The sequence below is a fragment of the Vibrio sp. 2-Bac 85 genome (assembly GCF_037546705.1).
Classification (GTDB): domain Bacteria; phylum Pseudomonadota; class Gammaproteobacteria; order Enterobacterales; family Psychromonadaceae; genus Psychromonas.
The window spans coordinates 111,812-138,807 of record NZ_JALAAB010000001.1 but is presented as its reverse complement, the minus strand read 5'-3'; the positions used below and the strand labels follow the sequence as shown (position 1 = coordinate 138,807).

The following is a 26,996-nucleotide window of genomic DNA, read 5'->3' as shown; positions in this document are numbered from 1 at the left end:
CCTCGAATTTGGCATACATAAGAAGAGAATATTATGGATCTATTACCAAGAGAAAAAGATAAATTACTGCTTTTCACCGCGGCATTATTAGCCGAGCGTCGTTTAAAACGTGGTGTAAAACTAAATTATCCTGAAGCAATGGCTTATATCTCAATGGAGATCATGGAAGGTGCTCGTGACGGTAAAACCGTAGCTGAAATGATGGATTACGGACGTACGTTATTAACCCGTGATCAAGTAATGGAGGGTATTGCAGAGTTAATTCCTGAAGTACAGGTCGAAGCAACATTTCCTGATGGCACTAAGTTAGTGACTGTCCATAACCCTATCATTTAGTTAATGGAGTAATCAGATGATTCCTGGTGAAATTATTACAGATGCGGGTGACCGCGAATTAAACGTCGGATCCGAGAAAATCATGGTTAGTGTAGCTAATTCAGGTGATCGTCCTATTCAAGTTGGCTCGCATTATCACTTTTACGAAGTGAATAGCGCTTTGGTTTTTGATCGTGAACTCACCAAAGGTTATCGTTTAGATATTACTTCAAGCACTGCGGTTCGTTTTGAACCCGGCCAAAAACGACAAGTCACACTTATTCCTTATCGCGGTAAGCGCCGTGTATTTGGCTTCCGTGGCGACATTCAAGGCGACATTGACGGTAAGAAAGAGGGAGAACAATAACCATGGCTAGTATTGATAAACATTCTTACGCACATATGTTTGGCCCAACTGTTGGTGACCGTGTTCGTTTAGCAGATACCAACTTATGGATCGAAGTAGAAAAAGATTTTACCGAGTACGGTGAAGAGGTTACTTTTGGTGGCGGTAAGGTTATTCGAGATGGAATGGGACAAAGCCAAGCATCTTGTGCTGAAACCGTTGACCTTGTTATCACCAACGCTTTGATCCTAGACCACTGGGGCATTGTAAAAGCTGATGTAGGTATTAAAGACGGACGTATCGCTATTATCGGTAAAGCCGGTAACCCTGATATTCAAGACAATATTGATATCGAAATAGGGGCGGGAACGGAAGTGATTGCGGGTGAAGGTCAAATCTTAACGGCTGGAGGAATAGACGCGCATATTCATTTTATTTGCCCACAGCAAATTGAAGAAGCACAAATGTCCGGTGTCACTACTATGATTGGTGGCGGTACAGGTCCAGCAACAGGCACTAAAGCAACCACCTGTACGCCGGGGCCTTGGAATATCCATAAAATGCTACAAGCAACCAATGACTTCGCCATGAATTTTGGATTTTTAGGCAAAGGAAACGTCAGTTTACCGAAAGCGTTAGAAGAACAAATTGAAGCCGGTGTTTGTGGTTTAAAATTACATGAAGATTGGGGCACAACCCCAGCAGCTATTGATAACTGCCTTTCGGTTGCTGAGCGATATGATGTGCAGGTTGCTATCCATACTGACACCTTAAATGAGTCGGGCTTTTTAGAAGATACACTGGGCGCATTTAAAGGCCGTACTATACATACTTACCATACTGAAGGTGCTGGTGGTGGTCATTCGCCAGATATTATTCGCGCTTGTGGTGAAGCCAATGTATTACCTTCATCCACTAATCCAACACGTCCGTATACGGTTAATACTATTGATGAACATTTAGATATGTTAATGGTTTGTCATCATCTAAACCCGTCGATTCCAGAAGATATTGCCTTTGCTGATTCACGTATTCGTAAAGAAAGTATTGCGGCGGAAGACATCATGCATGACTTAGGAGCAATCAGTATGATTTCTTCTGATTCTCAAGCAATGGGGCGCGTTGGTGAAATGATCACTCGCACTTGGCAAACTGCCCATAAGATGAAACAGCAACGTGGTCCGTTAGCCCCAGATACAGAGCGAAACGATAATTTTCGTGCTAAGCGCTATATCGCTAAATACACTATTAATCCAGCCATTAGCCATGGTATCAGCCATGAAGTTGGCTCCATTGAAATAGGTAAACTGGCGGATTTAGTATTATGGAAGCCAGCGTTTTTTGGTATTAAACCTTCGATGATTATCAAGTCTGGCTTTATTGCAGCGGCTCCGATGGGCGACGCGAATGCCTCGATACCAACGCCACAGCCAGTTTATTATCGTCCAATGTTTGGTTCATTTGGCAGTGCCTCTGCGCAAACGTCAATGACCTTCTTGTCACAGGCTGCAATCGATAAAAACGTACCAGAAATTGCTGGAATGACGCGCTTAATCGGTGTGTGTAAAAATACCCGTAATGTGGGGAAAAAAGACATGATCCATAATGATTGGATGCCGAATATAGAGGTCGATTCACAAACCTATGAAGTACGAGCAAATGGCGAGTTATTGACCTGTGAGCCGGCGACGGAGTTACCACTAGCACAGCGCTATTGTTTGTTTTAAGTTAGGAAAAAACAATGTTACAAGTATTTGAAAGGTTGGATCATACGCATGATCAGATTAATGATTCGATTACCTTAGATCATGACACTCGCAAGAAATCACGTATCAAAGGCGTGACAGATAAAGGTGCTGATATTGGTATTTTTGTTGAACGTGGGCATCCCCTATTGGTGGGAGAAATATTAAAAACAGAATGTGGTTTATTGATTGAAGTGAAAGGGCAGGCTGAGGATGTTTCAACTGCGCTTGGCACGGATTGGTTAACGTTTAGCAAAGTTTGTTATCACTTAGGTAACCGTCATACTACATTACAAGTGGGTGAGTTATGGGTACGTTTTAAACCTGACCATGTGCTAGAAGAGCTTGCTGAAAACTATGGTTTAACAATCGATAGAACACCTGCTGTTTTTGCTCCTGAGAATGGTGCTTATGGTAAGCGAAGTGGTCATTCTCATTCGCATAGTCACTCACACAACAATTCACATAGCCATTCAGATCATCACCATGAACATTAATATGGCCAGTCCGGTTAAGCTTAATCGATTACTGCAATTGTGCAGTGCTAATCTACCGGTTGGTGGTTTTTCGTTTTCGCAAGGGTTGGAATATGCAACGGAAATGGAATGGATCAACAACCAAAAAACGACCTTTGATTGGATTGAGTTAAATCTCAATGAATCCATCGCACGCACTGATCTAGCATTATTGAAACGACTTTATCATGCCTTAGAAAACAATGATTTTGAAAGTTTTAAGTTGCATAACCAACATCTAATTGCGTGTCGTGAAAGTAGCGAATTGCGCCTTGCTGATGTTGCGATGGGTAAAGCATTAATCCGTTTATTAAAGCAACTCGATGCTGTTGATAGCGAACCTTACGGTGAATTGTTTAAGCAGCCAGATAGTAGCTTTGTGAGTATTTTTACGATTGCAGCTTATCTTTGTGAATTAGATTTAATCTCTGCACAAAGTGGTTATTGTTGGACATATTTAGATAACCAAGTGGCTGCTGCGACTAAATTGGTGCCATTAGGGCAAACTCAAGCACAAAATTTGTTGTTTGATTTAAGCGATAAAGTGGCAGGGGCTATTAGTGTTGCAAACCAAATTGAAGATGATGATATTGGGGCGAGTCTACCTCGATTAGCAATGGCTAGTGCTTGGCACGAAACGCAATACACCCGCTTGTTCAGATCTTAAAAATTAGATTCGTTTTAAGTACAGACAAACTATTTTAGAAATATGAGAGAAAGATAATGAGAAAAAAACAACTTTTACGTATCGGTGTGGGTGGCCCCGTCGGCTCAGGTAAAACGGCATTATTAAGTCAATTATGTTTAGCGTTACGCGATAAATATGAAATGGCCGTGGTTACTAACGATATTTATACTCATGAAGATGCACAGTTTTTAACACGTAACGATGCGCTGTCGGCTGACCGTATTATGGGAGTTGAAACCGGTGGTTGTCCGCATACTGCGATTCGTGAAGATGCTTCCATGAACTTAGCTGCTATTGATGAATTACATGAACGTCACCCTGATTTAGATTTTGTATTAGTGGAAAGCGGTGGTGATAACTTAAGCGCTACGTTTAGTCCTGAACTATCCGATTTAACTTTATATGTGATCGACGTTTCTGCAGGTGATAAAATACCGCGTAAAGGCGGTCCTGGTATCACTAAGTCTGACTTGTTAATCATTAATAAAATTGATGTTGCTGATTTGGTAGGAGCATCGTTAGAGGTGATGGATAGAGATGCAAAGAAAATGCGTGGTGATAAACCATTTATTTTCAGCAACATGAAAACACAACAAGGGCTAGCTGATATTATTGAGTTTATTGAAACACAAGGTATGCTTAAATAAGCAGTATCTAATTATTATTTTGAAAGGACCTATTTTGAAAGGAGTAACCATGAAATTTTTTACTTTAATTTTTACTTTGTTATTAAGCACACAAGCGTTTGCGCATAGCGATCATGCATTGGGTGAAGGTGCGTTACACTTACTTTACCATGTTGTTTTTTGGGGATTATTTGCCGTAGTTGCGGTGAAAGGTGTGCTTTATTTTAAAAATAAGAAAAAGTCTAAGCAATAAGAATTTGATCTAATTATATTTATGTAGATGAGGTGATGTAATGGTTTTTTATATTGCCCTGTCTACGCCTATTCACTTTCTTTAAACCAACCACAATCCATGCATTTTCTACCGTGTTGATAAAAAAACAGTGGAAAGCCTAATAATATGAATAAAACAAAAGCAGGCTTTTTTCCTTTGGTGTAATTGGCTAAATGAATGCTGTTACATTGAGGGCAATGTTCCGGTGTTGCTTCGAACGCTGAATCAACATCTGCTGAGAAATTTAATGCTAAGATTGCTTTTGCTTCAGTTTCAAACGTCTCTGCTACGTACAACCGAACACCACCTAGTGCATCGGAATAGAGCCACTGCATATTAACAGTATGCTCATCAGCTATATATGCTGGAATACCCTCACTCTCTAAACTCGCTTTGGCGATATGTGCATCCAAAGGAAATGAATATTTTGATACAACAACAAATTTGCTCATAACTATCCAAAAACATTATTAGTAGTGATGTAGGCTCAGCGTTTAACAGTAAGAAGTTAAACCAGGATATAAAACGTTTTTATAATAAATGCTTAGAGATAATCTTTGATATTTCTAGCATTGAAGACTGGCCTGTAAATTCAAATCTAACTTGGCCTATAGCAGAAAAATAGATTTCTAACTCTGAGTCAATGTCAAAGGTGCCTGATGTTTCAATAGAATAAGCGACGATATTTTTATAAGGCAGTGAGGTGACATCTTTTTTACTTCCTGTAATACCTTGAACATTAACGGCAATAATTCTTTTGTCAGTAAATACCACACCGTCACGCATGGACTTATAAGCGTCAATTATTTGCTCATCATCTAGTAATAAGTCTTTTACTTTATCTGCAAAATCAGCATTCTGCTTAAGCTTGAAAAAACCTTTATTATTAAAATCTATCATCGAATATCCCTTAATTTCGTTTGAGTAATCTATTATGTAACATTTATTGCTGCTATAGCCTGCTTAATTTTTTCACTGAAAATGTATAACGGTAATGTGAGCATAAAGATGGACAATATTTGATCTTTAATCCTAATATATTGTTGACTTATTCTGGGAGATCTATACTATTCAACTCAGCAGAAATAAAGCCTATTGTTTACATTCTCCATTACGTTGTTTTATTAATAATACCTCGTCTGAAGTCTTTAAGTTCCAGTCTAATTTTTACGCTATTCAAGCCTATTGAAGGCAATTTTTATTAAATTTTACAGGATATTATTATGTCTAAAGTTCAAGGTACAGTTAAGTGGTTCAACGAGTCTAAAGGTTTTGGTTTCATCGAGCAAGCATCTGGTCCAGATGTATTCGCTCACTTCAGTGCAATTGCAAGCGAAGGTTTCAAAACTTTAGCTGAAGGCCAAAAAGTAGAATTCACTGTAAGCCAAGGTCCTAAAGGCCCGCAAGCAGAAAATATCGTAGCTCTTTAAGCTGTGATATATTAGCGCCTTAACGCGCTAATTATTCTAAAAAAAGAATGGTAAATCTGAAAAGATTTGCCATTTTTTTTTGCTTTTAAAAAAGTGAAAAATACAACCATCATTAGCAAAACTATTAGTTGATTCAGTTTGATTAAATACGCAGTCTATAGCAATAGAAAAGAGAGTATTGTTAGGGGAATGATTAAGTAGTAGTCAGTAGTCAGTAGTTTGTAGGTAGCTATCAAGATTGGATGCAATATAGGAATACTCTTTTTAACGACTAATAATGATCTGATTATTAGGGGATGATTGAGTAGTAGTTAGTAGTTAGTAGTTAGTAGTTGCTAGGTCGCTATCAAGATTGAATGCAGCACAGAAATATTCTTTTTAACGACTAAGAATGATTCGATTATTAGGGGATTAATATAGGTTGATTAGTGCTACTGATGAAGCAGCACATTTAATCTCGCACCATGAGGTGGCACGAGTTTTATAATATATTGAAACTTAAGAAGTGTTACTGAGAAAAGCGATAAGGTTAGAGGCACCTTATTCAATTGCTAATTTTAAAAAATCTATTCAGTGCTGATATTATCTATTCAGACTGCTTGTTAACCGAGCGGGGCTAATCTGCTCTTGTTAAAAGTGCGACAGTATTTTCTAGTTATCTTTTGTTGTTTCTTTTTGTTCAATTATTTGTTGTTCATCTTTGTTCTGTTGGAACCAAAATCTTTTTCTACCTGTAGAGCGAGCCATATATTTCCTTATGGAGTTTAATTTTTTCACCGTGATAATTTATCTTTTTTATCAAATGATATTTTTAATAAAACATCTAAAGCGGCTATTAGTTAGTAACGCAACATTGCGTAAAACTGGGATCGGAATTATTGAATGATTTGAGAAGCTAAAGGTAATTCTAAGGACAACGATAACGATGTAACTGAGGATAACTTGGACTTTATATTACATTAATAACTCTGATTTTCCAGAGCGAATTGAATACTAACCAATAAAAAGCTAAAAAGAAAGCATTATTTTTATTTCTTTTATATTTTAATCAGATAGTTAGCTATTAAGCTTTATTTTAATGAGTCCGTTGTTGGCTAAGCTATAACGCAAACTCAGTAATAATGTGATGCTTAACGACACACTGAGCATCACAAAAATAGCGATCAAGATAAGTAACTGATACTTGATGGCGACCATCGGCGTAACACCACCTAATATTTGTCCGGTCATCATTCCGGGCAAAGTCACAATACCAGTGGTTGCCATCGACGCTAAAATAGGAGCTTGTGCTTTTTTCATTGCTTGTTGTAAAAAAGGAAACGATGCTTGATAAGGACTTGCACCTAATGCAATGGCGGCTTCATATTCATCCTGACGTTGTTTAAAGGCATCAAATAGAGTCTGTAATGCAACAATGTTACCGCTTAAACTATTGCCTAAAAGCATACCAGCTAAAGGGATCATATATTGTGCGTTGTAACGTGGCGAGGGTTGAATGACCAGTAGTGACATGACTAATAATAAGGGCAATAAAGCACAACTTAATGCTAACGCATTCGCCAATAATAGTTTCCGACTTGATAAGTCACTTTTACTGATTATGCTATAGCTACCCATTGCAATCATTAATATCACCCAAGTGATATTTAAGGCGATACTATCTAATGCAAAGATATATTCGAGGTACAACCCCAGCAAAAAGAGTTGTACAAGCATTCGTAGCAATGAAATTATTGTGCTTTTATTGATCCCTAATTTGAAATGGGCATTAATAAAAAGAGGGATTAATAGTAATGATGCAAATAATCCGAGCTGTGGCCAGCTAATATCAATACTTGCTTGCATATCACCCCTTGCTACGGATTTATTTCACAAACCATCTTAGTTGTTAGGATGGTTTGTAATTTTTATCGTAAAATATTGTAGGAATTAAATAATGGTGCTTATTGATCGTCAACTGGTAGCCAGTCAACGCTAACACCTGATTGATTAAACATCTCTTCACTGAGTCTAATTTTATCTCCCCAGCGTGATAGGAAATCTTCACTTTGTGCAGGGCAATGTACTGCTTTGATACCTGTTTGGATTATTTTTGCTGCGCAATTTGGGCAAGGAAAATGAGTGACCCATATTTCACAGCCTTTCAAGTCACGTTTTGCGTATAAAATTGCGTTCTCTTCAGCATGCAGGGTTTTGAGTAATTTAATTTCACGATTGTCGGTTTCAGCACTATCAGAAATCCCCTGCGGATAACCATTAAAACCCAATGAAACAATGCGGTTATGTTCGGTAATAACGGCACCTACCTGTGTAGAGGGATCCTTACTCCATGATGCAACGAGCTCTGCCATTTGGATGAATCGTACTGCCCATTTAGAAATCATATTTATTGTAATCCTTTATCATGTTGTTTATCTATTGTGCTGAACAGTCGCTCATGACACAAGCTTTAGTATTTAATTATTAACAGATAATTAACACTTTATTTTGTAATATGGCAATAAATTAGTAATCAGTAATTGCTGTGTTAAGTTTAATTTAACCTATGATTAAATAGTTTAGAATATGCTTAATGCTAACCCTTGTATATGATGATTTTTAATCAATCGAGGAGCAGTTATGACATTTATTTTCTCTAAATTACAATGTAATAAAAATATGATGATATTTGTTGTAGTAGGCGTGTTATGTTTGTTTCCTATTATCTCCTCTCCAATAGCATTGGTCCTAGGTTTTACGCTCGCTACAATAGGGTTAGTGCCGACTCAAATTGATGTTGCTAAGCTCACCAAAAAATTGCTGGCGCTTTCTATAGTAGGGCTGGGATTTGGTATTAATGTTGATCAAGCAATTCAAGCGAGCGCGGGTAATCTGGGCTTAATTGTAGGATCTATTTTTAGTACATTATTGATTGGTATGCTGCTAACGAAGGTATTTAAGATTGATGCGAAAACTGGCCACTTAGTTTCTTCTGGTACCGCCATTTGTGGAGGCAGTGCCATTGCCGCAGTCGCACCTGCTATTCAAGCAAATAGTGAACAAACCTCTCATGCCCTAGCCACTGTATTCATTTTAAATAGTATTGCGCTGTTTGTATTTCCTCTTATCGGTCACGCCTTGGGTATGAGCCAATATAATTTCGGTTTATGGAGTGCGATTGCCATCCATGATACATCATCAGTTGTGGGTGCTGCTTCAGCCTATGGCGATGAAGCATTGCAAATAGCCACCACTGTTAAATTAGCGCGGGCTTTATGGATCATTCCAATTGCTTTCATTAGTGCGATTATTTTTAAGGGTGACAGCAAGAAAATAACCGTGCCGATGTTTATTATTTACTACTGTGTGGCTATCGCTATAGCGCATTTCATACCGCAGTTTGATGCTTTATACCAACATGTATTTTTTGTTAGTAAGCGTTTATTAGTATTGTGTTTATTTTTAATTGGCTGTGGCATTACCGTGCGCACCATTAAAAATGCAGGTTATAAACCAATGTTACTGGGTGTTTTATTATGGATAACTATTGCAACAGTGGTACTGGCTTATATTGAACTAGTTTAGGTCTAACGATAGTTACAACTATCCTCGTTATCTTTATGTTTGGGCCAACGAACACTAACAAAGTGAAATAATATTAATTGCTGTAAGCAGATGATTTAAGGTTCAAGCGTAAGGTTCAAACGAGGCCGCCAACGGGGAAATTTAGCGTAGCAAGCACTGCGCTGTTTTTTTAACTATATTATCATTCGGTCAAAGGTTATAAGAAGTAGGGGGTATTGTAAGGGCGTTTTAATAACAATAAATTTGACCAGTTTGTTATTCTGTTATCGTTTTCGACACTATTGATTGGGAGTAATCGCTATCAAGTATCAGCTTCCACCTTTCAAGTTTTATCCTTCTCGAATATCACTATTACCTTGTCTTTTTTATTAAACATTATTATTTGATGTGCGGCTGATCCTGCTAAAAAATTATTTTTTCACTGTCTAGAATCGGTTTGAGATCTTCATTGTATTGCTCTAAGAAAGGCTTCTTATTTTACTAACATTGAAATACTGTACTAAAGAATAAAGTAACCTATTCATTAATAAGCAATACTGCGCATCTATTCATGAGGCGGTTTATCACTTTTCTGTGTACTCACATAATAGAATAATAGTGAAAATGCTAATAATGAAAATGCGGCAGCCATAATGCCATGGCTTAAAATAGCGAGAATGATCGCTATGAACACGAGAGTGATCATGAATTTTGTTTTAAACATAAGCCCTTCTATTAGTAGTTGTTGTTTAATGTTGCTATCGTGTGCTGCTGTTATCATTTACTGTTGATATCATTTACTGGTGAACAGGACCTATTATTAACAAGCTTAAGCAAAAGCGATAATACAAAATTGTTCTAACTAATATCATTCCGGCTTAGTCAATCATTACCTATTAGTATTCTGTAGAGAATGAAGATTTATAAATACCAAAAGAGGGGCTCTATGAGAAAGACAGATAAAAAAATAGATAATAATTTACGTGCAGCATTAACTGAAGTTTGTGAAATAGCATTGGATACAGTGCAAGACTATCAATGGATAACTCATAGCGTGAAATACGATGCATTTCCGGCTTCTTTACAAATAAGTTGTGGCTTTGGCTCGGTACAAGCTATTGAACAGTTACAACGCGATCAGCAAGATGTTGTGTTAAAGAAATTAATTGTGAAACATTTAATGGCAGTGGGGATAAATTTAAAAGACGTTAATAAACAAGTGAAGTTTGTGGTTGCTTGATGATAGGAGAGTCGGCTGTTGTCAGGTTTGTTAAAGCAAAGAATTAACTCAGCGTACTGTTTCACGCTGAGTTAATTTAATTCCACGCTGAGTTAATGTAGCGGTTCAATTAACCTTTGTATATTTTGGGATTAAATACATCACGTAACCAGTCCCCTAATAAGTTAATCACTAATACCAAGCTGATTAATACAATGCCTGGGAAGATAGTTATCCACCATGCTCCAGAGAATATGTATTTAAAGCCGATACTGATCAGGGCGCCTAATGAAGGTTGGTCAACGGGTAAACCAAGGCCTAAAAACGATAAAGCCGCTTCAGACATAATTGCATTGGCAACTTGTACCGTTGAAATGACTAAAATAGGCGATAAACAGTTAGGTAGAATATGACGGAACATGATCCGCATTGACCTAAAGCCCATCACCTGCGCAGCTTCTACATACTCTTTTTTCTTTTCTGCTAATACCGAGGCTCGAATAGTACGTGCATATTGAGGCCACTCTGCGACCCCAATGATCACCACTAACATCACCACCGCATAATCAGCAAAAAATTCAGCACCAAAGCTTGCCTTAAAAATAGCTGTGATAATGATCGCAACCATCATAGTTGAAAATGATAATTGAACATCGGCAAAACGCATTAAAAAGCTATCTATACGACCACCAAAATATCCTGCTGATAAACCTATCACTATGCCCAATACTAATTGCACTGCAACGGCCAAAAATCCAATCGTTAATGACAACCTTGAACCATATAAGATGGTGGATAAAATGTCGCGCCCTTGGTCATCAGTCCCAAGTAAAAAGCGAGACTCGCCGCCTTCTAACCATGAGGGTGGTAACTCAGAATCCATCAAGTCGATGGACATTAAGTCATAGGGATTAGTTGGTGAAATAACCGGTGCAAATAGTGCAGCAAGAAAAAAGGTTAAGAATAAAACAAAACTAAACATCGCCACTTTGTCGCGTTTAAAGTGGTAAATAAAGTCAGAATCCTTTAGTTGCTGCCAGCGTGATGGAGCAGTATTTTGTTGAGTAACACTATTCATTTTATGCTCCTTTCCCAGTGATGTTAACAGTTGGATTAACTACGCCGTATAACAAATCAACGATAGTATTAGTGACCACAAAAATAAGTCCTACAAAGATCACATAGGCCGTAATGAGTGGAGTATCAACACGATTGATCGCTTCTAGAAATAAGAAGCCAGTACCAGGCCATTGGAAAACAGTTTCCGTTAAAATGGTATAAGCAACCATGGTCCCAATTTGAACACCGCCGACGGTAAGTACTGGCAGCATGGTGTTTTTAAGAGCATGTTGATAATAAATTTTATTCATTGCTAAGCCTTTAGCCGTCGCAAATTTTACATATTCAGAGCTTAATGCTTCTAGCATCTCTGAACGTACCAAACGAATAAACAAAGGCAGCATAATAGAGGCGAGTGAGATACAAGGTAAGACTAAATGTAATAAACCATCTTTGGTTAAATAGCCCGTTTCCCAACCGAGTACCGAGATAGTTTCCCCGCGGCCATAGGAGGGTAACCACTGCAGTTCAATGGCAAAAATGTACATTAAAATAATAGCGGTTAAGAAAACAGGGATCGAAATGCCGATACTACTGAATGCCATGATTAGCTTAGTCCATAAGCTTTTGGGATGAATTGCGGAATAAACACCAAGGGGAATGGATACCACTATAATGATCAGTGTCGCGCCCAATACTAATTCCATGGTCGCTTGTAACTTATCTAAAATAACGTCTACGGCAGGGCGCTTAAAGAAATAAGAGTTACCTAAATCTCCTTGCACTGCACTAGTAATAAAACGAGTGTACTTGGTGGCATAAGAGTCATTTAACCCAAGTTCATCACGTAAAACTTGTCGTTCTGCTTCTGATACGGATTGGCCTACCATTTCTCGAAGTGGATCGCCTAGGTTATCTTGGATTGCAAATGCGACTAGGCTGATCACAAACATTACGATTAATGCTTGGAAAAGTCGCTGGACCAAAAAGGTAAACATCAGTTGTTTCCTATAAAATGATTAACGACCCAAAGGTTGGGTCGTTTTATTGTGGAGTTAAAAAATTAAAGTTGTTTATTTTACCTATTAGGTAGCAAACTAAAATAGGCTCTTTTTATACAACAAGAGCCTGTAATTAAGCAGGCTTTAAATTATCTCAGCCTGAATGCTACCTTTATTTAACAACTAAATCGCCTAAGTACGGGAAGTTCAATGCATTAACAATAGGTGAAACATTTAGAGTAGATTTTGCACCCCAAGCAAGGTTCTGCCAATGAAGCGGCACAAATGCAGCATCGTTATATAGAATTTGTTCAACTTCTTGTAACATTGCGGCACGTTTTGCAGGATCTGTTTCTGCATTGGCTGTGTTTACTAAGCTATCTACTTTAGGATTTGAGTAATGGCCACAGTTGTAAGCGCCTCTACCCGTTTCCGTATCACGAGTCATGGTTAAGAACTCAGAGAAGTTTGCAGAATCTTCAGTATCTGAATGCCAACCAATCATCAGCATATCCGCTGCACATTTATCAAACTCAGGCCAGTATTGTGCTTTAGGCATAGTTTTTAAATCTACAGTAATACCAATCTTAGCTAGCATTGATGAAGCTGCTTGCGCAATCTGTGCATCATTTACGTAACGGTTATTAGGTGCAATCATTGATAATTTAAAGCCTTTCTCATAACCCGCTTCTTTCATCAATTGTTTTGCTTTTTTCAAGTCATAACGAGGCGTTAAATTTGCATCATAACCGGCATAACCTGCAGGGCCTTGTTGTCCCGCTGTTGTTGCAAAACCTTTCATGATTTTTTTCACAATAGCTTCATTGTTAATTGCATACACAATAGCTTGGCGTACACGTACATCTTTTAACGCTTCATTTGAACTTTGGTTCATTTGTAGTGTAATAATACGGGTACCAGCAACCGTGGTTAGCTCGATGTTTTTAGTATCGATAACACGTTTTTGATCGTTAGGTGCAACTGGGTGAATTAAGTCCACATCTCCAGAAAGTAGCGCAGCAACACGAGTTGCATTCTCTTTAATTGGCACCAAGGTTAGCTTATCAACATTACCTGGTGAGTTTGTATCCCAGTAATTGTCAAAACGGTCAAATACTACTTTTACGCCTTGCTCACGAGATTCAATAGTAAATGGGCCCGTACCTGAAACGTGTGTTGATGCAAATGAACCACCATGTTTAATGATAATTGATTTATCTACACCGTCCATATCACCTGAATAGAACTTACTGTCCATTGGGAAAAGGTAAGTGGCCGTTTGTAGTACTAATGGGTACGGTTCAAATGAAACGAGCTCAACCGTGTAATCATCTATTTTTACTAGCTTCTCGTACGGTGAAAATACGTTTTTAAAGTCTTGAGACGTTTTTAAACGATTAAATGTCCAAACAACGTCATCAGCCGTCATTGTATTACCTGAATGGAATTTGACACCCTTACGAAGTGTAAAGCGGAAGGTGTTATCATCTACACGTTCCCATTTTTCAGCCAAACGAGGCTCAAAATCAAATTCTTTAGTAAAGCGCACTAGTGGATCAAATAACATGTGTGACATTTGTAGCACACCACCAGAAAGTTGCTCATGTGGATCAAGTGTTACTGGGTCCGAATCATAGGCAATGGTGATATCAGCAGCAGTGGCTGAAAAATTTAACCCTGTAGCAAGTAATGCGATGGCTAATTTTGTTTTTAAAAACTTCATTTACAACTCCTTTTATGAAAAAAACATTTAATTATTAACTTTATAATGGTGAAATTTTGTTTAGATACTACTCCGCAACCCTTTAAACTCAGGCATCAATGAAATTAAATGCTGGCTATAAGGGTGTTGAGGATGGGTAAATAATTGCTCACTCTCGTTTACTTCTAATAATTTTCCTTGTTGCATCACACCGATGCGGTCGCATACTTGGCGTATAACGGGTAAATCATGGCTAATAAATAGCATGGTTAGATTTAGCTCATCTTGTAAATCTTTAAGTAGATTTAGAATCTGTGCCTGTACCGATACATCAAGTGCTGATGTTGGTTCGTCACAAATTAATAAACGTGGTCTGGTTGCTAAAGCACGCGCAATAGAGATACGTTGACGTTGACCACCGGAAAATTCATGAGGGTACTTAACACCCGCCATTCTCCCTAGCCCCACATGGTCTAATAAATCGAATACGATTTGTTGTATTTGTGATTCATTAGCGGCTAGTTTATGAAAGCGAATAGGCTCGGCAATAATATCGTAAATCTTCATGCGCGGGTTCATCGACGTGTATGGGTTTTGAAATACCATTTGCATTTGACGACGGAAAGGGCGACGTTCACGTTCCGATTTAATCGCAGTTAAGTCAATACCTTCAAAAGTTATTTTGCCTTCGTTAGGCGGAAATAAGCCGGTAATAACACGTGCAATCGTTGATTTTCCTGAGCCGGACTCACCCACTAAACCAAAAGTTTCACCTTCATTAATACTAAAGCTGACGTTTTTGTTGGCTTGAACGTATTCGCGTTTGCTCTCAAAGAATGAGTCTTTAGTGACAAAACGTAAACTGACATTCTCAACATTTAATAGTGGACCATCATAATCACGCTGTTCTTCACTTTGTCCTAACCAATGATTTTTAATATCCAAGGCTTGCAGTTCATGTGCTTCTTCGATGTAACTAACAAGCGGAAACCGATCAAGCTTTCTATCTGAACGTGGTACTGCTGAAATTAAGCTACGCGTATATTCATGATCCGGATCGCCTAGCACTTTAGCCGTTTCACCAAACTCAACTAAATCACCACGATACATTACCGCTATTTTGTCGGTTACGTTAGACACTACACCCATATCGTGGGTTACCAACATACAGCCAACATTTTTTTCAATACATAAACTACGGATCAATGTCAGTATTTGATCTTGAATAGACACATCAAGTGCCGTGGTTGGTTCATCGGCAATAATTAAATCGGGTTCACCAGATAATGCGATCGCAATAACCACGCGTTGGCGCATACCGCCAGAAAATTGATGCGGATATTGTTTAATTCGAACTTCAGGCTCTGGAATACCCACTTGTTGCATTAAGTTGATAGCACGTTTTAATGCTTCACCTTGACTCACATTTAAATTGGCATGAATGGTTTCTAGTAACTGTTGCTCAACGGTGAAAAGAGGATTAAGCGACGTCATTGGATCTTGGAAAATAAAACCAATTTTATTACCGCGCACTTTACGCATCTGCTCAAGTGTTAAACCTGATATTTTTTCACCATCTAAAAAAACTTCACCAGCAGCAATGACACCGGGAGGGCTTAATAAATCTATGATCGCATTACCAACTGTAGATTTACCTGCACCAGACTCTCCTACAACGCCAACTATTTCACCACGATTGATCGAAAATGAAAGCGATTTGACCGCTGCATGTACACCAAAACGAGACGGGTATTCAATACGAAGGTTTTTAACTTCTAATAACGCCATTTTAATTATTCCCTGCAGGCTTTAAGAATTTTAGTTTGATAAAACCTTGTATATATATGTTTTTGTGATTGAAAACACATTTATAGCATCCTTTTTCTTACTAAATCCAATAAATTTTCAATCGATCACATTAATTTAGGGAATCGATATCGACAATTCTTTCATGCTAATTTTGGCTATGACTTCAAATTAACAGCATTAATTTTGTATGTTAAATAACCGCAAGCGGTTAAGTGGTTTATTTTCAATCGCATTAATCGCCTCATAAATACAACTTTTAGGTAAGCATTTGCCTAATTCTTGTACTTTTTAATGGTTTCATTTTATAACCTCTGTAAAGCTTCGATCGGATACTAATCAGTGTTATATTTACACCTTGAAATCATCAATATTTTTATTTTAGGCTCGTTATGAAACATCAACAGGCTGTTTTTTTACAAGAAATGGGTATTACCCACTGGCAAGTAAGAAAACCGGCGCTATTTAAAACTGAAGAAGCTCTTAAGCAGTTAAATTTATCTGCATGCAAACTGTTAGTCGTGTGTACAGAAGAGGATGCAAAACATGAGTTGATGGCTGCTATCATTAGTGCTTTTCAAATAAAATCTGATCAGGTGGTTTATTGCTCTTTAGCGCAATTTGAGAATCAACAGGGTAATTTACCCACATTGATTTGGTCTACACTTGGAGAGATTGCTTCTTCACCGTCTCATCAATTATTAAATTCACCTTCTTTAGCTGAACTTGCGACAAATGCAGCGGCTAAAAAAGTACTTTGGAAGCAGTTCTGTGCCTATCAACAATAAACAATCTGTAACATCTATTATTGCCATGGCGATTACCGATCTCCCTGAAGTATTAGCGATTGAGGTGCAGGCTCATAGTCACCCTTGGTCTGAAAAAATCTTTCTGAGTAATTTTGGTAAGCGTTATATTAATCATGTGATCATGCTTGATGATAAGGTCGTCGGTTATTTTGTTGCTAGTTATGTTGCAGGTGAAGTGACCCTGATGAATATAGCTATTTCTCCTGTTTATCAAGGAGCTGGTCTGGGTCGAGCATTGTTAAATTATTTAAAAACCTTTTCACTCTCGCTATCGCAACAGGAAATCTGGCTAGAAGCTAGAGCTTCTAATACGCCTGCAATCAAACTGTATCAAGCGTTAGATTTTGTAGAAGTGGACATTCGGCCTGCTTATTATCCCGCCGATAATGGCCGTGAAGATGCTATTATCATGTGTTGTTATTTATAAACTTATTTGCACCTGCTTATAAACAAACTTTAAAAAGTCATAAAGTAGCTCTTTAAAGTTATAGACCATTGGAAATTTATGATCTCTAAAAATCAGTTAAAACTCATCCACTCCTTAGAGCAGAAAAAGCAACGTAAGAAATTGGGATTGTTTTTAGTACAGGGTGAAAAAAACGTCAGTGAGTTATTTAACTCAACTTTTGAGATAGTTAATTTATTTGCGACCAGTGAATATATTAATCACCATGCAGATACATTAAGTGCTAACAAATTAGTGGCTTTGACCATTGAGAGTACGCAACAAGAGTTACAAAAAGCAGGGACCTTAAAAACTAATAATAGTGTGATAGCAGTAGTTAAATGCAAACAGTATGCTATTCCAGAAATAGGTGAAAACGAATTGATCTTAGTGTTAGATCAAGTGGGGGACCCGGGCAACTTAGGTACTATTATTCGTGTTGCAGATTGGTATGGGATTGAGCATATTATTTGTAGCCCTGACTGTGCGGACCTTTATAACCCTAAAGTGATTGCTGCAACAATGGGATCTTTTGCGCGTGTGCAAGTCAGTCATACTGAGCTTAGTGAGTATTTATCTGCACAGGTTAAACCTATTTACGGCGCTTTCTTAGAAGGAAAGAACATTCATCGTAGTGAACTAGCTAGTGCCGCATTTATTGTGATGGGTAGTGAGTCACATGGTATTTCTACTGAAGTAAGTCAGTATATTAGCGATAAAATAACAATTCCTAACTTTGGCCAGGCAGAGTCATTGAATGTAGCAATGGCCACGGGAATCATTTTAGATAATTTTAAGCGTTAGGTTTTTATCCCTTAATAATCCGGTCTGATAGGCCGGATCATGTGAATGAACTCCTCATTATTATTCACCTTATTTTTTCGCATCTGCTTAGTTTTAATCGCCCTATGGCAATGTTCAGACCGCCTGCTTATATCTCAAAAGCTCACACTTTAAAGCTATACCTTAAAGCCACACCTTAAAGTCAGACCTTAAACTAAGATCTTCAGTTGATAGTTCAGGGTAGAGTCCATTAAACCACGTCACTGATCACTTCTAATTGCTATCGAAAGCACTTAATTAGCGTTTATTTTTATCCTGATTAAAGTAATAAAGATGACATCAAAGGTAAGTTTAATTTTGTGCCGTAAAAAACACCTTTCCTGCATTTTTGAAAATAGTGTCGTTAAAAGGTTGACAGATGGTAATGATATCTATTATCATCTTGTCGTTGGCAAGAATACTGTCGTTATAGCTAACAGTAATTAAGCATTGAACATTTAAGCCATGAAGTTAATGTTGATTGTTGTTAGTTCAGTATTTTGTCGATGGTTGTTACTGAGAGTCTCCATGCTAGGTAACACCAAAAACCATGACTCATGATAATAGATAACGTTTTATTTATTATGAAATTTTGATTGAAGGTTTGCGCACACAGGCGTTCGATTTAGATTGATGCTATTTTTCGCAGGATATGCCAGCTGTTGATAGATAGTAATGAGTTAAATGGTAATCGGTAAAATTAATATTGCAGCTACAAAGGCGGGGGGTTGGAGTAGCCTGCAATATTAATCCCACTTTACAAGTTGATTTCCCAGCTTAGCTATTTTTACACCTCGAAGTATCATAAATATTCATTTCCCTATAAAAAATCTTAAATCTTAACTTTCAATTCTTAATTCTTAATTCTTAATTCTTAATTCTTTCATTTCTATTGATTGTTAACGCTTAATTTTCTTGTTCAGAAAAGACTAAAGTCGACTTACACTTTCGGCATAAATAACGAGTGCCTTTTTTAATATTATTATGTCGACGAACAGTTAATTGATGCTGCGAGCAAGAGCAGCGGTAAATAAATAATTTACCTTGAACATCTGTAATATCTAATTGATGGGTTGTATTGGCAGGTAAATGAAAAACCTGTGTCATGATCTGTTGCCATTCTTTACCGTGTGGTTTGACTTTACCGTAAAGCTGGTAAGTAATTAAATGTGCAATTTCATGGGCAACGACATGCTCAATAAAAATAGCTTTATTTTGTAGATATAAGATTGGATTGAATTTAATCAGGTTTTTTTGTAGATGTGCAGTACCTGCGCTTCGACCACGTTGATTAAAGAAGTAAGTGGGGCGAGGAAAAGCGCGATCAAAAAAGCACTCGGCTAAAATGAAACAATCTTCACCTTTCACTGCGAGTGCTTTTTTATCTTCAAGCGTTAGCATCATTCAATATTAAATCGTTTTTATAAAACGCTTAAATTAAAATGCAGCCGCTTTAAGAGCGTCTACTTTATCTAGTGCTTCCCAAGGGAATTGCTCACGACCAAAGTGTCCGTAAGCTGCTGTCTCTTGATAAATAGGTTTGATTAGATCTAACATTTCGATTAAACCGTAAGGGCGTAGGTCAAAATGTTCGCTTACTAAGCTAACGATTAAGTCTTTTGCTACTTTTTCAGTACCAAATGTCTCAACGCTGATTGATGTTGGCTCTGCAACACCAATTGCATATGACACTTGGATCTCACAACGGTCAGCTAAACCTGCAGCAACAATATTTTTTGCGACATAACGTGCTGCATAAGCTGCACTTCGGTCTACTTTTGAAGGATCTTTACCAGAAAATGCACCACCACCGTGACGTGCTGTACCACCGTAAGTATCTACGATTATTTTACGTCCTGTTAAACCACAGTCGCCTACTGGCCCACCGATCACAAAACGACCGGTTGGATTAATGTGGAATTTAGTACGTTCAGTTAACCATTCAGCAGGTAAAACCGGTTTAATGATCTCTTCCATTACCGCTTCAACTAAATCTGATTGTTTAATATCTTCACGATGTTGCGTTGAAAGTACAACGGCATCAATACCGACGATTTTACCTTGGTCATAAGCAAAGGTAACTTGGCTTTTAGCATCTGGACGTAACCAATCTAGTTGGCCACTTTTACGTACTTCCGCTTGTCTTTTTACAAGACGGTGAGCATATGTAATTGGCGCAGGCATGAATACTTCTGTTTCATTGGTCGCGTAACCAAACATTAAACCTTGGTCACCGGCACCTTGTTCACGAGGGTCAGAGCGGTCTACACCTTGGTTAATATCAGGAGATTGTTTACCTACTACGTTTAGTACGGCACAAGAGTCGGCATCAAAGCCCATTTCTGAACTTGTGTAACCAATTTCACGTACGGTATCACGTGTGATTTGTTCAATATCAACCCAGGCATCAGTGGTGATTTCACCGCCTACCATGACCATGCCCGTTTTTACGTAAGTTTCACAAGCAACGCGTGCTTTAGTATCTTGTTTTAAAATGGCATCAAGTACGGCATCAGAAATTTGATCGGCGATTTTATCTGGATGACCTTCAGAAACTGATTCTGAAGTAAATAAGTCACGTGACATGTGAACTCCTATTCGGGCTATTTAAATAAATTATTTTGGATGTTTTTACATCTAGACGTCCATAATACATTTTTTTGTGATGGATAACACCCTATTATTTATAAATAAGATAGAACTGTTTGCTTACTTTATTGGTCAAAGGTGGTTAAAATTACTGTAAATTTTCTTAAACATGCTGTGCTATAGGTTATACTCGCTGGCATTTTATTTTACGGTTATGTTTCTTCTGTCTAATCGAGACTCTCTATGCCTTTGTTACATCAAATTAAAATTATGTTTAAAAAAGTGCTTACTTTAGTAAATCACTTACCTCGCTTACACTTTTGGTTAGTTATCTCTTTATTTGTTTTTTTACTGATTATTAGCCTTATTCCTGCTTCTAACCCTAATGGAAAAACAATTAAACGTGAATTAACTCTTCCTATTAGTGAGTCATTAAAAGATGACTATGCGGTTGCTGAGCCAGCAACAGTAAATCATGATGCAAATAAAACATTACTTCCTGACTTTTCTGCCAACCGAGAAATAGACATCACTATTTCTGCGGGTGATACGTTAAGTGAAATTTTTTCTAAAGAAGGTTTGTCAGCGGCAGCTTTACAAGAGTTATTAGAGGTTGATACGGAGCATTTACGCCTTGCTAATTTACTGCCAGGGCAAGAAGTACAACTTTTGGTTAGCCCTAGTAATCAATTATTATCCTTAAAAGTGATTATCGACCGCGCTAATACATTAAGTTTTGTTTTAAAAGATGGTGCTTATGTATCGAACTTAGAGGTTAAAGAAGGAGAGTGGCGTAATAGTTATTATCAAGGCAGCGTTACTGGCAGCTTTTATGTTAGCGCAAAAAAATCTGGATTATCCGCTAGCCAAATCCAACAAGTATCTCGTGCCTTGCAAGATAAGTTTGATTTTAATCGTCAACTTCGCGTTGGGGATAGCTATCATGTGTTAGTGGCTAAACAATATATAGATGGGGTTTATAGTTTTGATAGTGAAGTATTAGCTATTTTGCTTAAAACCCGATCACGTACCTATACCGCATTTTTAAACGAAGATGGCCGCTATTATGACAAAGACGGTAAAGGTTTAAGCAAAGCTTATCGTCGTTACCCAGTCAATGGACATCCTCGTATTAGCTCGCGCTTTAATCCTCGTCGGTTACACCCGATTACTAAACGAGTAAGTCCTCATAATGGAACTGATTTCGCTGTTCCTGTTGGTACTAATGTCTATGCTACCGGTGATGGCGTTGTGGTAAGGGCTGGTTATCACCCTGCTGCAGGTAATTATATTGTGCTCAAACATGGTCGTAAATATACAACTCGTTTCTTACATCTAAGCAAAATATTAGTACGTAAGGGGCAACGTGTAGAAATGGGTAAATTGATTGCTCGCTCGGGTAATACAGGACGCTCTACAGGTGCTCATTTACATTATGAATTTCATGTTTATAACAAACCGGTTGATGCGATGAAGGTTGATCTGCCTTTATCACAAGAAGTGCCACAGAAAGATATAAAAGCCTTCAACCAACGACGCGACCTTTCATTACGTGAAATGGGCGAGTTGTAGGATAAAATTGATAGTCATTAATATTTATTAATAAAACTAGTTATTAATGTATGGGTTGTTAATTATTAAGCCGATGTATTAAAGAAGAAAGGGTATTGGATGTTATTAAAAAGTGATGCATATGAACAATGCATAAATTATTTTGCTGATAATTTAGCGATATTTGAACAAAAATCAGGTTCACGCACTGGGCAACCTATTTCTGATATCGTTCTTGATCAAGTTTCCGATATGCTGATGAACTTTTGTTCACAACAGCCCCAACTAAGTAATGAAACTCGTTTAATTGTTGTTGCTGAAGGTGACCAATTAGTTGAAGATATTGAGCAGATACTAGGTAAAAGCTGGGAGCAAAAAGCAACCAATGAACAGCAAATGTTCATAGAAGAATATTTTTTATTATTAAAAAATAGCTTGGATTCGCAGGTAGCGCATTTGTAGTTTTTCTTAGTTTGTCGCTACACATAATTGTTATTACAAAGAAAAAGTTACAAAGATAAAACGAAAAAACCAATTTATACGATTGGTTTTTTTATATGCAGATTATATATCAATGCTTTACATCACCACTTTGTATGGTTAAACATTGATAATAGCGCCATTAAGATCGCCATAATGCGTAATCAATATCCACAGATTAACGAATAGTATGATGAAGGTGTACTACTTCTAATAGCTGATCTTCACGTTCAAATCGGCTTTCCATTACTTGACCTAACTCTGAAATATCATGGTCAAAGTTTAACAATGTTTTATCCGATACGTTTTCTGCATAGGTATCATTAAAATTCAACGCCACATCCGTCGTGGTGGTGATACGAGAATATAACTCTTGAGCAATTTTTAAATTCTCTATGCCATCCATTCTCGATTGTTCAATGATTTGCTCATACACTTCAAAATGTCCTGTTGAAGCATAATCCAATAACTGCTGGCAAAACTCTGTGATCACCTCTTGTTTAGGTAAGCAGCGTTTTTCTTGTTGGTAGGGTGGCAGGCCCGCTAATTCACAGTATAAGACAACGAGTTTTTGACGTGCATCTAACCAATTATCTAAAACAGATAGTTCACCACCCCATTCTTCTTTTGCTTGTTTTATTTTTTTAAGCATAAAAACCTCTTTTAAATGAAATAGCTACAAAACTAACTGACTAAAAATTAAGTGAAATAATGGCGCTCGTCAATATAAATTTAGTTTATATAGCAATCACCACAATTACTGTGAGCTTATGCCCAATGTAATCGCTTCAAATACTAATATTTTATATTAATCGTTACCATTGTAACGAACAACTAAAACGAGAATAAAAAATAACACTTGTTCAATAGTGGTTTGATATTGCACTATACCCGTTACCAATCAAAATGCATTATTCAGTAGCTAACTCGGATATCAAGGCAAGGCGTAACATGATGACAATGACTAGTCCTTATCGAATGTTACAACGCAGCATTGATTTTCGAGTTAGCTACCCATAGGGCAAGTCGTGAGGTAATCATCTTCGTTCCTGTTATAAAACGGGAAAAAGTTTTGATATAACCCGTTAGAACTTCACCTTTATGCCTATAGCTTGTTTACCTCACTGCGAGCTGATTTTTGTATTTTGAATGATAACGGGTATACATTATTTATTCCTCCCCAAAACGAGTATTTAAGATGGCAGAGTTACAAACTGCGTTAGATGAAAACGCATGGTGGTTTATTTTATCAGAAGGTAAGTTAGTTGCGTTGGATAAAGGTGATTTCATTCCCTTTGGCAATGTTAATGAGTTACCTTTTCCTGAAGGGGTAACGACTAATAAACGATTGTTAGGACAATATAAAGATCAACCTTGTTACCTAATAGAAGTTGAAGGTAGCTTAGATATTGGTTTAGGTGGATACGTCACATTGCGTTCGTTATTAGGGCGAATTGATGATCTGTTATTTGATATGGCTGGGCGTGCATTTCAAATCGCATTGTTTTATAGAACCCATCAATTCTGCGGTCAATGCGGACAAAAAATGCAGCCCATTGATTGGGAAGTAGCGATGAAGTGCTACCATTGCCAACATCGGACATATCCGCGTGTTTCCCCTTGTATTATTGTTGCAATCCGTAAACATAAGCAGATATTACTGGCATTGCACAACCGTCACCAAAAGGAAAACTATCCTGTTTATACAACGTTAGCAGGGTTTACCGAAGCGGGTGAAACTTTAGAGGCTTGTGTTGAGCGTGAGGTTTTTGAAGAGGTGGGGATTAAAGTTAAAAATATCCGTTATGTAAGCAGCCAGCCTTGGCCTTTCCCTCATTCATTAATGATGGGCTTTATTGCTGATTATGATTCAGGTGAACTAAAAGTTGACCCGCATGAGTTAATTGAAGCAAATTGGTATGATGCAAATAATTTACCAGTGATACCAAGGCATGGCACAATTGCACGTAAATTAATCGAAAAAACACTTAAAAGATGTCGCTAATTGTGTCGCCAATTGTATTGTTAGTTATATGGCTAGTTAAAAATTTTGAACGACAAAACAGGATTAAGGCGCGTTCATTTATTTTAAATGTTAGTATATGCGCCAATAATTAAGCTGACTTGTAAACTCGGCGCGCCATCAATAGACAGAAAAGAAAAGGTTACCAATGACTGAATTAAAAAACGATCGTTATATTCGTGCTTTGTTAAAGCAAGAAGTAGATAAAACACCTGTCTGGATGATGCGTCAAGCAGGCCGCTATCTACCTGAATATAAAGCGACTCGAGCACAAGCGGGTGACTTTATGTCGCTTTGCCGTAATGCAGATTTAGCTTGTGAAGTGACGTTGCAGCCTTTACGTCGATTTGACCTAGATGCAGCGATTCTTTTTTCTGATATTTTAACTATTCCCGATGCAATGGGCTTAGGATTATATTTCTCAGAAGGTGAAGGCCCTAGATTTGAGCGTCCTATCAGCTGTAAAAAAGATGTTGATAACCTGATCATGCCAGATCCTGAAGGTGAACTTCAGTATGTAATGAATGCGGTCCGTACCATTCGTCGTGATTTAAAAGGCGAAGTGCCATTAATTGGTTTCTCTGGTAGCCCATGGACGTTAGCAACTTATATGGTTGAAGGAAGCGGTTCAAAATTCTTCACTAAAATTAAAAAAATGGCATTTGCTGAACCGCAAACATTACATCTGTTATTAGATAAATTGGCAGATTCTGTGATTGCTTATTTAAATGCACAAATTGCTGCAGGTGCTCAATCTGTGATGGTCTTTGATACTTGGGGTGGTATTTTGTCGCCACGCGATTATAAAGACTTCTCATTACAATATATGCATAAAATAGTGGATGGTTTAACCCGTAACTACGATGGTCAAAAAATTCCGGTAACTTTATTCACAAAGAATGGCGGTCAATGGATCGAACAAATCGCTGATACTGGTTGTGATGCAATTGGTCTAGATTGGACAATTGATATTAAAGAAGCAAAAGCACGTGTTGGTTCACGTGTGGCATTGCAAGGTAATATGGACCCATCGATGTTATATGCATCACCAGAACGTATTCGCCAAGAAGTGGCGACTATCTTAGAAGGTTTTGGTACAGGCAATGGTCATGTGTTTAATTTAGGACATGGTATTCATTTGGATGTACCACCTGAAAATGCGAAAGTGTTTGTAGATGCCGTGCATGAATTAAGTGTGCCTTACCACAAATAAAGACTGTTAATATTTATTCACTAAAAAAACATACTTCGGTATGTTTTTTCGTTTCTAGCCAGTGCTTATTCATCATATGGTTATGCTTGGCATCTTAATATTGATTGTCGGTTAAGGTGTTTTTTCTTTTGCAAAGAGCCGTTTATTCTATTGGGATCATAAGTACCTGTCTGAGTGCAGCTTTATTCTCTCCTTTGATTAAATCAGCTAACGTGTATTGATCTAAACAATCAAAGAAAGATTCCATTGCTTGTGCAAACATTCTTTTTAGCTGGCAACTTGATGTGATCACACATTGGTTATCTTTTCCAAAGCATTCAACCAATGTTGAACCTTGTTCTATAGAGCGTACCAACTGGCCTATATTTATATTTTCAGGCGCTGTATTAAGCTTTATTCCTCCATTTTTCCCCCGAGTTGCATTGATATGATTGTTGGCACTAAGTTCCTGCACTACTTTCATCAAATGATTTTTTGATATTTGATATCGCTCAGCGACTTCTTTAATAGTGATAATGTGGGAAGTTTCTTTTGCAGCCGCAAGGTAAATTAATACTCGTAATGAGTAATCGGTAAAACGAGAAATGTTCATATAAAGCACCTAAGTAATGATATTTAATAATGGCATTATTTTGTCTCTACCGCCTTAATATCTTAAAGAATTATTTTAAATGCATCGATTTATAAGATACATATAGTTTACATCTTTAATTTTGTATGTAAAATCGCACTCAAATAAGATTCATTTAAAATGCATCTTTTATTTGTAAGTTAAATAAAGGATTTTTATTTTAG

General features: G+C 37.5%; 30 protein-coding genes. 17 read left to right on the top strand and 13 right to left on the bottom strand.

What is annotated here, in order from left to right:
• Positions 1-33 precede the first annotated feature (33 nt).
• Genes ureA through MT390_RS00635 form a run of 7 tightly spaced genes read left to right on the top strand, consistent with a single transcriptional unit; the run spans position 34 to position 4,488 of the window.
• Positions 34-336: an urease subunit gamma gene (gene ureA / locus MT390_RS00665; protein ID WP_299662925.1), complete on the top strand. Its 303-nt coding sequence runs from the start codon at positions 34-36 to the stop codon at positions 334-336.
• Positions 337-352: 16 nt separating this feature from the next.
• On the top strand, positions 353-682 hold the full coding sequence (locus MT390_RS00660) for an urease subunit beta (protein WP_499439016.1): 330 nt from the start codon (positions 353-355) through the stop codon (positions 680-682).
• A 2-nt stretch (positions 683-684) separates the two neighbouring features.
• Positions 685-2,388, top strand: a complete 1,704-nt coding sequence (ureC, locus tag MT390_RS00655; protein ID WP_499439015.1) for an urease subunit alpha — start codon at positions 685-687, stop codon at positions 2,386-2,388.
• 14 nt (positions 2,389-2,402) lie between these two features.
• On the top strand, positions 2,403-2,903 hold the full coding sequence (ureE, locus tag MT390_RS00650; RefSeq protein ID WP_166368198.1) for an urease accessory protein UreE: 501 nt from the start codon (positions 2,403-2,405) through the stop codon (positions 2,901-2,903).
• Positions 2,893-3,588, top strand: a complete 696-nt coding sequence (locus MT390_RS00645; RefSeq protein ID WP_166368196.1) for an urease accessory protein UreF — start codon at positions 2,893-2,895, stop codon at positions 3,586-3,588. Before ureE ends, MT390_RS00645 begins: the two co-directional genes overlap by 11 nt.
• 56 nt (positions 3,589-3,644) lie before the next feature.
• The gene (ureG, locus tag MT390_RS00640; RefSeq protein WP_166368194.1) at positions 3,645-4,256 is read left to right on the top strand and encodes an urease accessory protein UreG; all 612 of its coding nucleotides are present in this window, start codon (positions 3,645-3,647) and stop codon (positions 4,254-4,256) included.
• A 49-nt stretch (positions 4,257-4,305) separates the two neighbouring features.
• Positions 4,306-4,488 (top strand): hypothetical protein, encoded by a 183-nt coding sequence (locus MT390_RS00635; RefSeq protein WP_166368192.1) that lies wholly within the window; start codon positions 4,306-4,308, stop codon positions 4,486-4,488.
• Positions 4,489-4,556: 68 nt separating this feature from the next.
• Here MT390_RS00635 and MT390_RS00630 read toward each other — a convergent pair whose 3' ends face one another.
• A complete protein-coding gene (locus tag MT390_RS00630) occupies positions 4,557-4,961 on the bottom strand; it encodes a putative signal transducing protein (protein WP_499439012.1) in 405 nt (134 codons plus the stop codon).
• Positions 4,962-5,040: 79 nt separating this feature from the next.
• On the bottom strand, positions 5,041-5,409 hold the full coding sequence (locus MT390_RS00625; RefSeq protein ID WP_499439011.1) for a PH domain-containing protein: 369 nt from the start codon (positions 5,407-5,409) through the stop codon (positions 5,041-5,043).
• 323 nt (positions 5,410-5,732) lie between these two features.
• Between MT390_RS00625 and MT390_RS00620 the strand changes: the two genes are divergently transcribed.
• On the top strand, positions 5,733-5,939 hold the full coding sequence (locus MT390_RS00620) for a cold-shock protein (RefSeq protein ID WP_025566132.1): 207 nt from the start codon (positions 5,733-5,735) through the stop codon (positions 5,937-5,939).
• Positions 5,940-6,995: 1,056 nt separating this feature from the next.
• Here the strand turns inward: MT390_RS00620 and MT390_RS00615 are convergent.
• Together MT390_RS00615 and MT390_RS00610 are read right to left on the bottom strand one after the other, a co-directional pair.
• Positions 6,996-7,784 carry an ABC transporter permease gene (locus MT390_RS00615; RefSeq protein WP_166368186.1) on the bottom strand — a complete coding sequence of 263 codons (789 nt, stop codon included), beginning with the start codon at positions 7,782-7,784 and terminating at the stop codon, positions 6,996-6,998.
• Positions 7,785-7,882: 98 nt separating this feature from the next.
• Positions 7,883-8,323 carry a dCMP deaminase family protein gene (locus MT390_RS00610; RefSeq protein WP_499439008.1) on the bottom strand — a complete coding sequence of 147 codons (441 nt, stop codon included), beginning with the start codon at positions 8,321-8,323 and terminating at the stop codon, positions 7,883-7,885.
• Positions 8,324-8,558: 235 nt separating this feature from the next.
• On the opposite strand from MT390_RS00610, the gene MT390_RS00605 reads away from it, so the two are divergent.
• Complete coding sequence (locus tag MT390_RS00605) at positions 8,559-9,503, top strand: YeiH family protein (protein ID WP_499439006.1); 945 nt, start codon at positions 8,559-8,561, stop codon at positions 9,501-9,503.
• Between the two features lie 544 nt (positions 9,504-10,047).
• On the opposite strand, the gene MT390_RS00600 is transcribed toward MT390_RS00605, so the two are convergent.
• A complete protein-coding gene (locus MT390_RS00600; protein WP_166368180.1) occupies positions 10,048-10,206 on the bottom strand; it encodes a hypothetical protein in 159 nt (52 codons plus the stop codon).
• 222 nt (positions 10,207-10,428) lie between these two features.
• Between MT390_RS00600 and MT390_RS00595 the strand changes: the two genes are divergently transcribed.
• Positions 10,429-10,722 carry a Fis family transcriptional regulator gene (locus MT390_RS00595; protein WP_499439004.1) on the top strand — a complete coding sequence of 98 codons (294 nt, stop codon included), beginning with the start codon at positions 10,429-10,431 and terminating at the stop codon, positions 10,720-10,722.
• Positions 10,723-10,831: 109 nt separating this feature from the next.
• Here the strand turns inward: MT390_RS00595 and MT390_RS00590 are convergent, their stop codons facing one another.
• From MT390_RS00590 to MT390_RS00575, 4 genes are all read right to left on the bottom strand, one after another.
• Positions 10,832-11,779: an ABC transporter permease gene (locus MT390_RS00590; protein WP_166368176.1), complete on the bottom strand. Its 948-nt coding sequence runs from the start codon at positions 11,777-11,779 to the stop codon at positions 10,832-10,834.
• 1 nt (position 11,780) lies between these two features.
• Entirely contained in the window at positions 11,781-12,758 is a 978-nt protein-coding gene (locus tag MT390_RS00585) for an ABC transporter permease (protein ID WP_499439003.1), read from the bottom strand.
• A gap of 175 nt (positions 12,759-12,933) precedes the next feature.
• Entirely contained in the window at positions 12,934-14,484 is a 1,551-nt protein-coding gene (locus tag MT390_RS00580) for an ABC transporter substrate-binding protein (protein ID WP_299662972.1), read from the bottom strand.
• Between the two features lie 60 nt (positions 14,485-14,544).
• Positions 14,545-16,251 carry a dipeptide ABC transporter ATP-binding protein gene (locus MT390_RS00575; protein ID WP_166368170.1) on the bottom strand — a complete coding sequence of 569 codons (1,707 nt, stop codon included), beginning with the start codon at positions 16,249-16,251 and terminating at the stop codon, positions 14,545-14,547.
• 410 nt (positions 16,252-16,661) lie between these two features.
• On the opposite strand from MT390_RS00575, the gene MT390_RS00570 reads away from it, so the two are divergent.
• From MT390_RS00570 to MT390_RS00560, 3 genes are all read left to right on the top strand, one after another.
• Complete coding sequence (locus MT390_RS00570; protein ID WP_166368168.1) at positions 16,662-17,057, top strand: DNA polymerase III subunit psi; 396 nt, start codon at positions 16,662-16,664, stop codon at positions 17,055-17,057.
• Complete coding sequence (gene rimI, locus MT390_RS00565; RefSeq protein ID WP_346774304.1) at positions 17,041-17,505, top strand: ribosomal protein S18-alanine N-acetyltransferase; 465 nt, start codon at positions 17,041-17,043, stop codon at positions 17,503-17,505. Before MT390_RS00570 ends, rimI begins: the two co-directional genes overlap by 17 nt.
• A gap of 78 nt (positions 17,506-17,583) precedes the next feature.
• Positions 17,584-18,327, top strand: coding sequence for a TrmH family RNA methyltransferase (locus MT390_RS00560; RefSeq protein WP_499439001.1), 744 nt, complete (start codon positions 17,584-17,586; stop codon positions 18,325-18,327).
• Between the two features lie 924 nt (positions 18,328-19,251).
• Here the strand turns inward: MT390_RS00560 and MT390_RS00555 are convergent.
• Both MT390_RS00555 and metK read right to left on the bottom strand, forming a co-directional pair.
• Positions 19,252-19,749 (bottom strand): SprT family zinc-dependent metalloprotease, encoded by a 498-nt coding sequence (locus MT390_RS00555; protein WP_499439000.1) that lies wholly within the window; start codon positions 19,747-19,749, stop codon positions 19,252-19,254.
• Between the two features lie 33 nt (positions 19,750-19,782).
• A complete protein-coding gene (metK, locus tag MT390_RS00550; RefSeq protein WP_166368164.1) occupies positions 19,783-20,931 on the bottom strand; it encodes a methionine adenosyltransferase in 1,149 nt (382 codons plus the stop codon).
• Between the two features lie 246 nt (positions 20,932-21,177).
• On the opposite strand from metK, the gene MT390_RS00545 reads away from it, so the two are divergent.
• Entirely contained in the window at positions 21,178-22,506 is a 1,329-nt protein-coding gene (locus MT390_RS00545) for a peptidoglycan DD-metalloendopeptidase family protein (protein WP_499438999.1), read from the top strand.
• A 99-nt stretch (positions 22,507-22,605) separates the two neighbouring features.
• Positions 22,606-22,947 (top strand): DUF3802 family protein, encoded by a 342-nt coding sequence (locus tag MT390_RS00540; RefSeq protein WP_166368160.1) that lies wholly within the window; start codon positions 22,606-22,608, stop codon positions 22,945-22,947.
• A 196-nt stretch (positions 22,948-23,143) separates the two neighbouring features.
• On the opposite strand, the gene rsd is transcribed toward MT390_RS00540, so the two are convergent.
• Complete coding sequence (gene rsd / locus MT390_RS00535) at positions 23,144-23,617, bottom strand: sigma D regulator (protein WP_499438998.1); 474 nt, start codon at positions 23,615-23,617, stop codon at positions 23,144-23,146.
• A 546-nt stretch (positions 23,618-24,163) separates the two neighbouring features.
• On the opposite strand from rsd, the gene nudC reads away from it, so the two are divergent.
• Both nudC and hemE read left to right on the top strand, forming a co-directional pair.
• On the top strand, positions 24,164-24,970 hold the full coding sequence (gene nudC, locus MT390_RS00530) for an NAD(+) diphosphatase (RefSeq protein ID WP_499438996.1): 807 nt from the start codon (positions 24,164-24,166) through the stop codon (positions 24,968-24,970).
• 166 nt (positions 24,971-25,136) lie between these two features.
• Positions 25,137-26,201, top strand: a complete 1,065-nt coding sequence (gene hemE, locus MT390_RS00525) for a uroporphyrinogen decarboxylase (RefSeq protein WP_166368154.1) — start codon at positions 25,137-25,139, stop codon at positions 26,199-26,201.
• 142 nt (positions 26,202-26,343) lie between these two features.
• Here hemE and MT390_RS00520 read toward each other — a convergent pair whose 3' ends face one another.
• Positions 26,344-26,793, bottom strand: coding sequence for an RrF2 family transcriptional regulator (locus tag MT390_RS00520; RefSeq protein ID WP_160064118.1), 450 nt, complete (start codon positions 26,791-26,793; stop codon positions 26,344-26,346).
• Positions 26,794-26,996 lie beyond the last annotated feature (203 nt).

Coding starts and splice junctions, on each gene's coding strand:
- metK (WP_166368164.1), bottom strand. CDS start 20,931: ATGTCACGTGACTTATTTACTTCAGAATCAGTTTCTGAAGGTCATCCA.
- MT390_RS00520 (WP_160064118.1), bottom strand. CDS start 26,793: ATGAACATTTCTCGTTTTACCGATTACTCATTACGAGTATTAATTTAC.
- rsd (WP_499438998.1), bottom strand. CDS start 23,617: ATGCTTAAAAAAATAAAACAAGCAAAAGAAGAATGGGGTGGTGAACTA.
- MT390_RS00580 (WP_299662972.1), bottom strand. CDS start 14,484: ATGAAGTTTTTAAAAACAAAATTAGCCATCGCATTACTTGCTACAGGG.
- MT390_RS00615 (WP_166368186.1), bottom strand. CDS start 7,784: ATGCAAGCAAGTATTGATATTAGCTGGCCACAGCTCGGATTATTTGCA.
- MT390_RS00590 (WP_166368176.1), bottom strand. CDS start 11,779: ATGAATAGTGTTACTCAACAAAATACTGCTCCATCACGCTGGCAGCAA.
- MT390_RS00555 (WP_499439000.1), bottom strand. CDS start 19,749: ATGATGCTAACGCTTGAAGATAAAAAAGCACTCGCAGTGAAAGGTGAA.
- MT390_RS00540 (WP_166368160.1), top strand. CDS start 22,606: ATGTTATTAAAAAGTGATGCATATGAACAATGCATAAATTATTTTGCT.
- hemE (WP_166368154.1), top strand. CDS start 25,137: ATGACTGAATTAAAAAACGATCGTTATATTCGTGCTTTGTTAAAGCAA.
- MT390_RS00575 (WP_166368170.1), bottom strand. CDS start 16,251: ATGGCGTTATTAGAAGTTAAAAACCTTCGTATTGAATACCCGTCTCGT.
- MT390_RS00605 (WP_499439006.1), top strand. CDS start 8,559: ATGACATTTATTTTCTCTAAATTACAATGTAATAAAAATATGATGATA.
- MT390_RS00635 (WP_166368192.1), top strand. CDS start 4,306: ATGAAATTTTTTACTTTAATTTTTACTTTGTTATTAAGCACACAAGCG.
- MT390_RS00560 (WP_499439001.1), top strand. CDS start 17,584: ATGATCTCTAAAAATCAGTTAAAACTCATCCACTCCTTAGAGCAGAAA.
- MT390_RS00610 (WP_499439008.1), bottom strand. CDS start 8,323: ATGATTTCTAAATGGGCAGTACGATTCATCCAAATGGCAGAGCTCGTT.
- MT390_RS00600 (WP_166368180.1), bottom strand. CDS start 10,206: ATGTTTAAAACAAAATTCATGATCACTCTCGTGTTCATAGCGATCATT.
- ureC (WP_499439015.1), top strand. CDS start 685: ATGGCTAGTATTGATAAACATTCTTACGCACATATGTTTGGCCCAACT.
- MT390_RS00545 (WP_499438999.1), top strand. CDS start 21,178: ATGCCTTTGTTACATCAAATTAAAATTATGTTTAAAAAAGTGCTTACT.
- MT390_RS00630 (WP_499439012.1), bottom strand. CDS start 4,961: ATGAGCAAATTTGTTGTTGTATCAAAATATTCATTTCCTTTGGATGCA.
- MT390_RS00625 (WP_499439011.1), bottom strand. CDS start 5,409: ATGATAGATTTTAATAATAAAGGTTTTTTCAAGCTTAAGCAGAATGCT.
- ureG (WP_166368194.1), top strand. CDS start 3,645: ATGAGAAAAAAACAACTTTTACGTATCGGTGTGGGTGGCCCCGTCGGC.
- MT390_RS00570 (WP_166368168.1), top strand. CDS start 16,662: ATGAAACATCAACAGGCTGTTTTTTTACAAGAAATGGGTATTACCCAC.
- MT390_RS00645 (WP_166368196.1), top strand. CDS start 2,893: ATGAACATTAATATGGCCAGTCCGGTTAAGCTTAATCGATTACTGCAA.
- ureA (WP_299662925.1), top strand. CDS start 34: ATGGATCTATTACCAAGAGAAAAAGATAAATTACTGCTTTTCACCGCG.
- ureE (WP_166368198.1), top strand. CDS start 2,403: ATGTTACAAGTATTTGAAAGGTTGGATCATACGCATGATCAGATTAAT.
- MT390_RS00620 (WP_025566132.1), top strand. CDS start 5,733: ATGTCTAAAGTTCAAGGTACAGTTAAGTGGTTCAACGAGTCTAAAGGT.
- MT390_RS00595 (WP_499439004.1), top strand. CDS start 10,429: ATGAGAAAGACAGATAAAAAAATAGATAATAATTTACGTGCAGCATTA.
- MT390_RS00660 (WP_499439016.1), top strand. CDS start 353: ATGATTCCTGGTGAAATTATTACAGATGCGGGTGACCGCGAATTAAAC.
- MT390_RS00585 (WP_499439003.1), bottom strand. CDS start 12,758: ATGTTTACCTTTTTGGTCCAGCGACTTTTCCAAGCATTAATCGTAATG.
- nudC (WP_499438996.1), top strand. CDS start 24,164: ATGGCAGAGTTACAAACTGCGTTAGATGAAAACGCATGGTGGTTTATT.